Source organism: Yersinia sp. 2542 StPb PI (genome assembly GCF_048593855.1).
Taxonomy (GTDB): Bacteria; Pseudomonadota; Gammaproteobacteria; order Enterobacterales; family Enterobacteriaceae; genus Yersinia; species Yersinia enterocolitica_E.
Genome location: NZ_JAZGQA010000158.1, coordinates 1 through 10024 on the forward strand (window position 1 = coordinate 1; position 10024 = coordinate 10024).

Sequence of the window (10024 nt, forward strand, 5' to 3'; positions counted from 1 at the left end):
CGGTTGGTATATTTATTAATTTGAGGATTTACTGCGCCTGAAAGTACCGTTTAGAAAAGTGTTTATAGGTCACTGCTGATTAGAAAGAAAAGCATCGACGATTAACCTGCTCGATGCTTTAAATTCCGCCTGACTATCTGTTATTGCATCAATTATATAAGGTTGAAATGTTCAGCATTCGCTATTTAAACGGGCATTCTATATTCAATGACGCCGGGTTTCTCAGCAATCCAGTTATACAGTTTTTGAGCTGTCAAATTACTCTCCTGAGTATGCCAGTATAATCGAGCACATTGGCGCTCCTGTGCCTGTTGGTTTACATATTCAATGAGCTGTTTACCAACATGTTTACCTCGGGATTCTGGGGTAACAAACAGGTCTTCTAAGTAACAGAAATCATTGATGGCCCAGCTTGAACCGTGAAAAACATAATGAACGAAGCCAAGAATTTTTTGGCCTTCTCGCGCTACTGCACAATACATCGGGATCTCTGCTGCAAAGAACCGTTTCCATGTTACTAGCGTTGCCTGTTCCGATAACTGAACGTTATAAAATTTCTGGTAGTCCAGCCAATAGGGCAGCCATTTAGCGTAGTCATCTACTTGTACTGGGCTCACTGAAATAGTATTGGTATTATCAATCATATCAACCTCTTGCATTCATAAATAGAAATATAAACCTTTAGAGATTGAATCATAGTTTTTATAGTGGTCTTACATAAGGTACACTTTCTTCATTTTTCATGGATCCACTTTACAATGAAAAAGAACGATGCCAACTTCCCCAGTTTATTGCTTAAGAAAGGCGTAATTAAAGAGCAGTTTCATCATGCGCTAAAAGAATTGATCCTCAATGGGCAATTAAGGTCGGGAACTAAACTACCTTCCAGCAGAACGCTTTCTGAAATGATGTCAATTTCCAGGAATTCGGTTATTTCGGGTTTCGAACGCTTGATTGATGAAGGCTATCTAATTACCAAGAAGGGCGCGGGTACTTATGTTTCATCCATTATTCCTGATGAAATGATTCATATACAAGCTACTTCCCAATACCAATGTGCTGATGATAAAAATATCGAACTCAATATTAATCCGCAGATGAAAGTAATGTCTTCAATTTGGGATAAATCCTCACCTTATACCGGACAAAATCGAATATTTAGTATTGGAATAGGGTGTACAGATTTATTTCCTCATGAACTTTGGGGGCGGTTATTAGGGCGAGCGTGGCGGCAGTTTCGCCAGCAGATTGGGCAATTAAATGAACCTTTAGGATTTCAGCCATTAAGGATGGCAATATCTGATTATGTTCGAACCACACGTGGTTTAAATTGTAATGAAGACCAAATACTCATTGTTAATGGGACTCAACAGGCAATGAATTTGGCGGCACAAGTTCTGTTGCAAAGGGGTGATGAAGTTTGGCTGGATGAACCAGGATATGATTGTGCTTTAGGTGCATTTACTTCTATGGGTGCCAAAATTTGCCCTGTAATCAGTGATAAAGACGGTATGGATATTTCCTATGGCATCAGGCGCTGGCCAAATGCCAAAATGATTTTCACTTCTCCTTCACATCAATTTCCCCTGGGCGGAACATTGAGTTTATCGAGGAGGATGGCTTTACTTGACTGGGCGGCTGAAAATAAAACGTGGATTTTTGAAGATGACTATAATAGTGAATTCCGCTATACCGCTCCGCCGATACAAGCTCTTCAGGGGTTAGATAAACAACAACGAGTAATATATGCCGGAACCTTTTCAAAAATGATGTTCCCCGAATTTCGCTTAGGTTTCCTGGTGATACCGAATAATCTTATTGAGTCATTTAAGCTCGCTAAATACTATGCAGATACGCGTACATCTTATTTAGAACAAGCCACACTGGCCACTTTTATTTCTGATGGTCATTACGCCCGCCACGTGAGACGGGTCAGAAAAGCCTGCTACGAACGTAAAAAAGCAATAATAGACGCCATACAACGATATCTGCCAAATAGTTTTAAGATTGAACCTGCTGATTCAGGTATTCATATTGTCTGCTGGTTATTAGACAATATGAAAGAGCAATATATTATCGATAAATGTCGTAAAATTGGGCTAGGGGCACAACCACTTTCTCGTTATTGCCAAACAAATTCGCCAGAACAGGCTATATTATTAGGTTTTGCCGCTCATTCACCTGCGGAAATCGTAGCAGGGATACAGCGGCTGGGCCAAATAATTGCCTAAATAGTTTAGTTAACCACCCCAGCGGCTTCGAAGGTAACTGACTGCTTCTTGGGTCTGTGGTTGGTTGAGGTTATTCTCTCTAAACAGAATCGTTCCGGTGATTTGTGGTACTGACTCGTTCCAATCGAGCTGCTTTTTCAGCTCTGGCACGCCCCCATTATTCGACCATTCAGGCTCATTTTTTGAAGGTTCGCCCACTTTGTACAGAGCAATACCAATATAGAGCCGTGTTTTTGTGGGTTTCACCACGCTAACCCACCATTTGGCTAGCACATCATAACGGGCCACTTGGCGTGAGAAGGGCCAATAAAGCTGCGGAGCAATGTAATCCAGTAATCCCAGTTGTACCCAGAGGCGGGTATCTGCATAAGCTTCATCATATGCTGCCGCTCCTCGCGTGTCGGAACCTGCTGGGTCGTGTGAACGGTTACGCCAGACACCAGAAGGGCTGACGCCGAATTCAACGTTGGGTTTCAATTGCTTGATAGTGCGTGAAACTTGTTGAATAAGTTGCAAAGTGTTGTGCCGTCTCCAGTCCGCTTTTGATTCAAATAATTGACCATACTCTTTGAATGTCTGGCTGTCGTTCAGGGCTGAATCTGCTGACTCGGCATAAAAATAATCATCAAATTGCACACCGTCAATAGGATACTGTGCAACGACTTCGGCCACGATACTGGTGATCCAGTCCCGTACCTCAGGGATACCCGGGTCGAGGACAAAGCGCTCGTTTGCGGTGCGGACCCAGTCGCGATGTAGCACAAATACGCTGGCCGGATGTAGCGACAATGTACGGTTCAGTTCTGTCACAGTAGCCGGCTTGGTATTGACAGATACCCGATAGGGATTGAACCAGGCATGGACTTTCATGCCACGTTTGTGCGCTTCATCCAGCATAAACTGCAGGGGATCGTATCCAGGATCCTCACCAATATTGCCCGTCAGCATATCTGACCATGGCAAAATTTTTGATGCCCACAGTGCAGTTCCATCAGGCTTAATCTGGAAGAACACGGTGTTGATACCGAGAGTTTTTAGCTTATCTAACTTATCGGTCAGTGCTTGCTGCTGCTGGCTGATGCGGATAGCAGAACTGCTGGCATTGACTGACGCTACCGGTGGCCAGTCGAGGCGGGAAACAGTCGCCAGCCAGACACCGCGCACCGGCTCCTGACTCTGCTGAACTTTAGTCACCGAAGGTAGCGGGGTGACTAGCGACCTCGGCGGTTCGGAGGAGCAACTGGCAAGTAAAAGAGTACAAGCGAGAAGTGCACCCCGCGGTGTAACTTTAGTTACAGAGTGAAAGCGATGAGAACAGGCGATAATACTCTCCAGTTTTTGGTAATTGCCTGGCAAAGAAACCGACTATCCTCTGCTAAAGTGCAAGCAGCGGCTATGGTCATCAGTGGCAAAAATAGACAATACGGACATTTTGTCCTCTAGTTTGTTTAATTTTTCAATTGTTTTATTTAATTCTTCTATTGATAACTTCTTCTTTATCTTACTGTTAATGGTGTTAAAAGGCATAAACCGGAGCTAAACAGGCCAGTTGAGCCTTAACTAACGCCAGCAGGGATTGTACTTAATATCTGAGTCAGTATTCAATGGTGCCTTATTTATTATTCCTTCGAGCAGAATTATATTCAAATCATCCGATTCTTGTATCCAAATACATGAAATTTGATTTTACTCATTGCTGTGGATACTCGCACATCCTTCCCATAGTCACGTAGACTTGCGCGGATCTTCAGCTAACGAATAGAGGAATTATTTTATATGACGGAAAATATATTTACTAACTTCCCAGACGCCGCGAGACAGGCGGCATCAGAAACTTTCGAAGAGTTGATATCTCAACCAAATGTCCGTATTGAACGCATAATATCAACCGGGCAATCGAGTCCGCCAGATTTCTGGTATTGTCAGCCGCAAAGTGAGTGGGTGATGGTTGTACAGGGATCAGCATGTTTGCATTTTGCAGATGAACCGGGCGTTCGTGAACTACACGCCGGGGATTTTGTTAATATTCCAGCCCAGTGCCGGCATCGGGTAGCATGGACCGATCCGAATGGTCCGACTATCTGGTTAGCGGTGCATTATGGCGAGTTAGTTGATAAATAATAACCTTGGGATAATGGCATAAATAATTTTAGGTTCGCAAACTTCTGCGCTATTTGCCATACATAAGGAAGTGAAATGAAGTATTCATGGTTATCAGCCTTTTTTCTCTGCCATTGCGTTTTTGCATATTGCCCTGATGAGGATTTGCAGGTTACTTTCCAGGGGAAGTTGATTGAATATATCTATCCTGGCCCGCCAAACTGGGAAAGCATTAAAGATGGTGATGAGGCGGTAAAGAATGATTTCCTGCAACTTGAGTTTCCTTTTGGGTGCGACATAGTGACCGATGGGGAAAATATTTCGAACGTACAGCTTATCTTTCTCCGTGAGTCCAAAACCTCATCGAAAGAAGCCAAACACTGGCTGAACAAAAACGTAATAGTAACAGGAAAAACAATGTACGCGCAGACGGGCTGGCATTATACGACAGTTCTGCTGTTGGTCGACGAAGTGAAGGAAATTCTGACGACGTTAACCCCAGTGCAGAAAAAAGATATGTTGGTTCAGTTTTTACAATTCCAGCAGGCGTTGCAAGAGAAGAAGGGGACCGAACTGAAGCCTTATTTTATATTTCCTTTAACAGGTGATACATGGGGGCTATTACCAGATGTTGAGCCGGAACAGCCGGAAACACTCACCGACACGGTATTTGAGCGGTATGCGGTAAAAATCATCGAGAACCTCCAACCGCTGAGTAAGATAATAGTCAATCCGGATGACATGACAATAAACCAATACAGGGTTAATGCATTATCTGCAAAAGAACAAAAGCGCCACTATTTCTCTGATGATAGAGATGGCGTTTTTTATTACAAAGAGAACGGCCAGCGTTATTGGGTTGAAGGTGCTTGCGATACTGTTGCGGGTGGTGAATTCGATGATGACAGTTTAACGTTTTATCAGGGAACTGAGGCTAACAAACAAATACCGGGATTTTCAGAAAACTGTGATGGCGCATCATCATTTACATTTAAGTTAATTGACGGGAAATTGCGTCTGGTGAGTTCATTTACCGCAGGTTAACAGATTAGATTAATACGTGTTGGCGACAGTGCCTGACGATAATGTCGACAGAGGCTGGGGAGTGAATATATGAGAAATCACTCCTGACAACATAACGAACATTCATCAAAATCTGCAATGAACAACAATGAAGATCACTACAAAATAGCGAGGGGCATCATCAAAGGTAACTGACGGATTTGTGATGGTGGCACAGATAACCATGAAGTTATGGGTCGCGCCAATCAATTTAACATAATATACATTATGCGCACCAAGGTGCTGTTAGGTAGAATCTGAGGGTTTAGGCTTTATCATGTATGTGGTTGTTCATTATTTAAATCCCTTCGTTGGTACGCCAGTTCAGGGGAAACTTGCCTGCCCAGGTTGTATATTCAAGCGTCAATCCAGTGTGCTTGCCAAGCTCCTGGCAGTTGTTCCGTACTCACGAACATCTGTACATTGCGCTGGCGTAGTTCACGCTTCATATTTTACGGTCCATCATTAATTACTCAACTATCTTTGGCTGGGCCTTTTGAGTTATCTACGTTCTACTAAAAACAGCACTGGAATCGTCTTCCAGTGCTGTGGTTGGATCATTGTTCAAATACGATATTAAGGCACTTCACTTTGCTAACGCGACTTCCAATGCAGAAATATCATCAGAGCTGAGTATGGGAATTAACCGGGCTAATTCGTCTTCAGATTTGTCGTAAATACTTAAATTTAGAATGCGTGTTACGACATCTTGTGTAAAACGAAATTTAATAACGCGTGCCGGATTGCCACCAACAACAGCGTATGGCGGAATGTCTTTTGTAACAACACTCCCAGCTGCGATAACGGCACCCTCACCGACCGTAATTCCAGGCATAATCATGCAACGCATACCGAGCCAACAACCATCGTTCAGCACGGTGTCCCCCCGGGGCTGATATGAGTTTTTTATCATACTCATAAATGGATAAAGGCTAATAAAATCAGTACAATGATTGTTATTGCCCCCCATCAAGATAACTGTTTCAGCTGCAATACAGACATAATCTCCGATGATAAGCCGATCTGTATGCCCAAGCGGCTCCCATTCCTGACTGATGGTATCCCCATGTAGGTATCGAACGACTGATCTTTCAAATCCCTGATCCCAGCTATCGCTGTAGTAGCTATGTTGGCCTTTGATTTCAATATTTGGATTTTTAACAGTGAGATGGAGATATTCCACTCTCGACCAATGTTTCTCTTTCATGACTTTTCCCTTTCAAAAAGAAAGCCACGGAACATTTTAATTTCGTGGCAGTGACTACACGCTCAAATAATCACTGCATTCAGTTATTCGGGGATGGAACAACAGCGGACAGAGGTAAAAATTCATATTCATCACGATCTCCTTTTTATCTATTTTAAGCAAATTATCTTATATGTTCAATCTGGTGATAATCCTCGCCCGAATGTGCAAAAATCCTAAAAGCAGCTGTTCCACTGGATAAAACCCGCAATGAGAACAATACTTACCTTTCCACTGGAATAAGGCTTCACATAACCGTAAATATTATTGATGAGAGGATACTATGAAATTATTTAAAGCAATGACAACATTAGTTCTTTTAGGGGCATTCTCTTCCGGTGCCATCGCCGCCGAATTGTTAACTAAAGACGAACTGAGTAAAAGCCCAGGTCAATACGAAAAAATCGGCAATATTGTTACTGCTGGCGAGTTAGCGCCAAGTGATGCTAAGGAAGAATTGTCTAAAAAGGCTGATGAACTTGGTGGGGATTACTTTGTTGTAACATCAGCAAATACCAACACAAAAATTCATGCTACTGCTGATGTTTATAAGAAAAAATAACCATGATAGTTTGCTCGGTAATATCAGAATGGGCTGTGAAGTGACAGCCCATTTTATTAGAGGGCAAATCTTCCTGATTGCCTGTTTTTTTGTTACACCGTCACCAATACCCCCCCTTTTTAATCCTATCTAGATCCGGTATGCTCGAAATATGTCAGAAAATCTTGTGGATCTGAAACGTGATTCCAGTAGTCAACTTAAATTATCTATTTCAATATAAATCAGTAAATTACCACAACTCATACTGGTGCGAATGATGAGCCAATCGATAGTGCGCAATTCCGCTCTGCCATTATTGGTTGCTGGCGCTTTCTTTATGGAAAATCTCGATGGGACAGTTATTGTCACCGCCATGCCGCAGATGGCGACGGCATTTGCAGTACATCCCATTGATATGAATATTGGTATTTCTGCTTACATTCTGACACTGACGGTTTTTATTCCTGCCAGTGGTTGGATTGCCAATCGCTGTGGTGCTCGTAATATCTTTGCCGCCGCAATGATTATTTTCACATTAGCATCAGTGCTGTGTGCATTAAGCACTGATCTGATGACATTTACTGCCGCAAGAATTTTGCAGGGTTTTGGCGGTGCGATGATGGTCCCGGTCGGTAGGCTAATTGTATTACGTAATACGGCCAAACCTGATCTGATCAAAGCCATCGCCACCATTACCTGGCCCGGATTGGTGGCCCCGATACTCGGGCCTCCTGTCGGGGGCTTTATTACGACCTATGCTTCTTGGCACTGGATATTTATATTAAATGTTCCATTGGGGATCATTGGGTTATGGCTTGCATGGCGGTTAATACCGCAGGAGTCGCCACAGAAAGAAACGCCTTTTGATACCCTTGGTTTTCTGTTAACCGGCGCTGCTTGTTTTAGCCTGATGTTTGGTCTGGAATTATTTAATCATCAAAACTTGTCACGTTTAATCCCACTATTCTGTATTGCAGGCAGCCTGATACTAGGTTCACTGGCGGTGTATCATGCAAAACATCAGGTATTCCCATTGGTTGATTTGTGGGCTTTGCAAATAAAAAGTTACAGCGTCACTATCTGGGGTGGAGGTTTATTCCGAATGGCTATTGGTGCCGTTCCCTTCTTGCTGCCGTTGCTATTTCAGATAGGTTTTGGCCTGAGCGCTTTTAATGCCGGTTTGTTAGTGTTGGCGGTGTTTGCAGGTAACCTGGTAATGAAACCTTTTACCTCTGCTATCCTCTATCGCTTTCATTTCCGCCCTACACTATTGGTTAATGGTTTACTCAATGCCGCGACTATCTTTGCCTGTGCGTTTATCACGCCAGAAACACCAACAACGCTGATTATTGTGTTGCTGTTTATCAGCGGATTGACCCGTTCAATGCAGTTTACTGCGTTCAATACGCTGGCTTTTTCTGAAGTACCTGGTCCGAAAATGGCCGGTGCCAATACGCTATCTAATATGGCGCAACAGATGGCAATTGGCCTCGGCATTGCCATCGGAGCCTTAGCGCTGCGGATAGCTGAGTGGTTTCACTCCCATCGCGCAGGCGTGATCCCATTGGAGAATTTCCAGATAGCATTTGTGGTTATCGCGCTGGTCGCATTACTATCGTTAGTAGATACATTAACCCTTAGCGGTGATGCGGGCGATGAAGTACGTAAGAAGCCATCACGACGCTAAAATGTGTAGTGGACTATGCCGGAATAGCTTCCTTCTGTAGTTAAGAGTATGTTAATCATATCAATTATATTATTAGCAACGAAAAATAAGGAATGTGTATGATCGTTTTCGTCACTGGTGCAACCTCAGGGTTTGGTGAGGCAATTGCTCGAAAGTTTATTAGCCACGGTCATCAGGTTATCGCGACAGGTCGTCGTCAGGAGCGTTTGGAAGAATTGAAGGACGAATTGGGTGAGCAGTTACATATCGTACGTTTAGATGTACGGAATCGAGCGGCTATTCAGCAAGTTATCGATGAGCTACCTACCGAACTAAAAGATATCGATCTGTTAGTTAACAATGCCGGTTTGGCATTGGGGTTGGAACCTGCACATAAAGCCAATGTTGAAGACTGGGATACGATGATTGACACCAACACCAAAGGTTTGGTGAATATGACTCGTGCATTATTGCCCGCAATGGTGGCACGTAATGTGGGTCACGTGATTAACATCGGCTCTACTGCCGCCAACTGGCCGTATGCCGGTGGTAATGTTTACGGAGCCACGAAAGCGTTTGTGAAACAATTTAGTCTGGGTCTGCGTGCTGACTTGCACGGTACACATATTCGTGTGACGGATATTGAGCCAGGTATGGTCGGTGGCACTGAATTCTCCGCAGTTCGTTTCAAAGGTGATGGCGACAAAGTCAATAAAACCTACGATGGTGCTAATCCACTGATACCTGAGGATATCGCTGAAGCCGTCTATTGGGTTGCTACGCTGCCAGCACGGGTCAATATTAACTCACTGGAGATGATGCCAGTCAGTCAATCTTTTGCTGGGTTGAGTATTCATCGCGAAGGTTAATATCAGGCGTTATCGGGTAAATTGGGCTGGGGCTATCACCGCCCCACCCTTAATTTATCCGCCAGTCGCAACAATAATCAGCATGCTTGGCGTCGGGTGTTTTTAATATAAAATTAACTCTGATTTTGAACATTGGGTCTTACAAACTTAGGGGGGATATATAAATCAAAACCTAAGTTCCCACAATACTCTCTAAACATATTTATAGAACCAACGCCGCATTTTTCGTACATTATAGCTAATCTATTTTCTATTGTTCTGTGTGATAAAGAAAGCCTTTTCGCTACCCTTTTAGTAGTCATAGGTTGT

General features: G+C 43.4%; 10 protein-coding genes. 6 read left to right on the forward strand and 4 right to left on the reverse strand.

The window, feature by feature from the left end:
* Window positions 1-185: 185 nt before the first annotated feature.
* Window positions 186-644, reverse strand: a complete 459-nt coding sequence (locus V1952_RS16545; protein WP_420071044.1) for a GNAT family N-acetyltransferase — start codon at window positions 642-644, stop codon at window positions 186-188.
* A 114-nt stretch (window positions 645-758) separates the two neighbouring features.
* Here V1952_RS16545 and V1952_RS16550 point away from each other — a divergent pair, with 114 nt between their 5' ends.
* Entirely contained in the window at window positions 759-2231 is a 1473-nt protein-coding gene (locus tag V1952_RS16550; RefSeq protein WP_420075143.1) for a PLP-dependent aminotransferase family protein, read from the forward strand.
* A gap of 9 nt (window positions 2232-2240) precedes the next feature.
* Here V1952_RS16550 and V1952_RS16555 read toward each other — a convergent pair whose 3' ends face one another.
* Window positions 2241-3554 (reverse strand): glycoside hydrolase family 10 protein, encoded by a 1314-nt coding sequence (locus V1952_RS16555; protein WP_420071048.1) that lies wholly within the window; start codon window positions 3552-3554, stop codon window positions 2241-2243.
* A 453-nt stretch (window positions 3555-4007) separates the two neighbouring features.
* On the opposite strand from V1952_RS16555, the gene V1952_RS16560 reads away from it, so the two are divergent.
* Window positions 4008-4352, forward strand: coding sequence for a cupin domain-containing protein (locus tag V1952_RS16560; RefSeq protein WP_420071046.1), 345 nt, complete (start codon window positions 4008-4010; stop codon window positions 4350-4352).
* Window positions 4353-4427: 75 nt separating this feature from the next.
* Complete coding sequence (locus V1952_RS16565; protein WP_372559030.1) at window positions 4428-5375, forward strand: DUF4431 domain-containing protein; 948 nt, start codon at window positions 4428-4430, stop codon at window positions 5373-5375.
* Window positions 5376-5979: 604 nt separating this feature from the next.
* On the opposite strand, the gene V1952_RS16570 is transcribed toward V1952_RS16565, so the two are convergent.
* A complete protein-coding gene (locus V1952_RS16570) occupies window positions 5980-6600 on the reverse strand; it encodes a CatB-related O-acetyltransferase (RefSeq protein ID WP_372559029.1) in 621 nt (206 codons plus the stop codon).
* Window positions 6601-6922: 322 nt separating this feature from the next.
* Here V1952_RS16570 and yahO point away from each other — a divergent pair, with 322 nt between their 5' ends.
* From yahO to ydfG, 3 genes are all read left to right on the forward strand, one after another.
* Window positions 6923-7201: a DUF1471 family periplasmic protein YahO gene (yahO, locus tag V1952_RS16575; RefSeq protein ID WP_083158840.1), complete on the forward strand. Its 279-nt coding sequence runs from the start codon at window positions 6923-6925 to the stop codon at window positions 7199-7201.
* Between the two features lie 256 nt (window positions 7202-7457).
* On the forward strand, window positions 7458-8867 hold the full coding sequence (locus tag V1952_RS16580) for an MFS transporter (protein ID WP_420075144.1): 1410 nt from the start codon (window positions 7458-7460) through the stop codon (window positions 8865-8867).
* Window positions 8868-8965: 98 nt separating this feature from the next.
* The gene (ydfG, locus tag V1952_RS16585; protein ID WP_050085366.1) at window positions 8966-9715 is read left to right on the forward strand and encodes a bifunctional NADP-dependent 3-hydroxy acid dehydrogenase/3-hydroxypropionate dehydrogenase YdfG; all 750 of its coding nucleotides are present in this window, start codon (window positions 8966-8968) and stop codon (window positions 9713-9715) included.
* 113 nt (window positions 9716-9828) lie between these two features.
* Here ydfG and V1952_RS16590 read toward each other — a convergent pair.
* On the reverse strand, window positions 9829-10024 hold a 196-nt coding region (locus V1952_RS16590; RefSeq protein ID WP_420075145.1), incomplete at its 5' end, for a helix-turn-helix transcriptional regulator.

Coding starts and splice junctions, on each gene's coding strand:
- V1952_RS16545 (WP_420071044.1), bottom strand. CDS start 644: ATGATTGATAATACCAATACTATTTCAGTGAGCCCAGTACAAGTAGAT.
- V1952_RS16550 (WP_420075143.1), top strand. CDS start 759: ATGAAAAAGAACGATGCCAACTTCCCCAGTTTATTGCTTAAGAAAGGC.
- V1952_RS16560 (WP_420071046.1), top strand. CDS start 4,008: ATGACGGAAAATATATTTACTAACTTCCCAGACGCCGCGAGACAGGCG.
- V1952_RS16565 (WP_372559030.1), top strand. CDS start 4,428: ATGAAGTATTCATGGTTATCAGCCTTTTTTCTCTGCCATTGCGTTTTT.
- V1952_RS16570 (WP_372559029.1), bottom strand. CDS start 6,600: ATGAAAGAGAAACATTGGTCGAGAGTGGAATATCTCCATCTCACTGTT.
- yahO (WP_083158840.1), top strand. CDS start 6,923: ATGAAATTATTTAAAGCAATGACAACATTAGTTCTTTTAGGGGCATTC.
- V1952_RS16580 (WP_420075144.1), top strand. CDS start 7,458: ATGAGCCAATCGATAGTGCGCAATTCCGCTCTGCCATTATTGGTTGCT.
- ydfG (WP_050085366.1), top strand. CDS start 8,966: ATGATCGTTTTCGTCACTGGTGCAACCTCAGGGTTTGGTGAGGCAATT.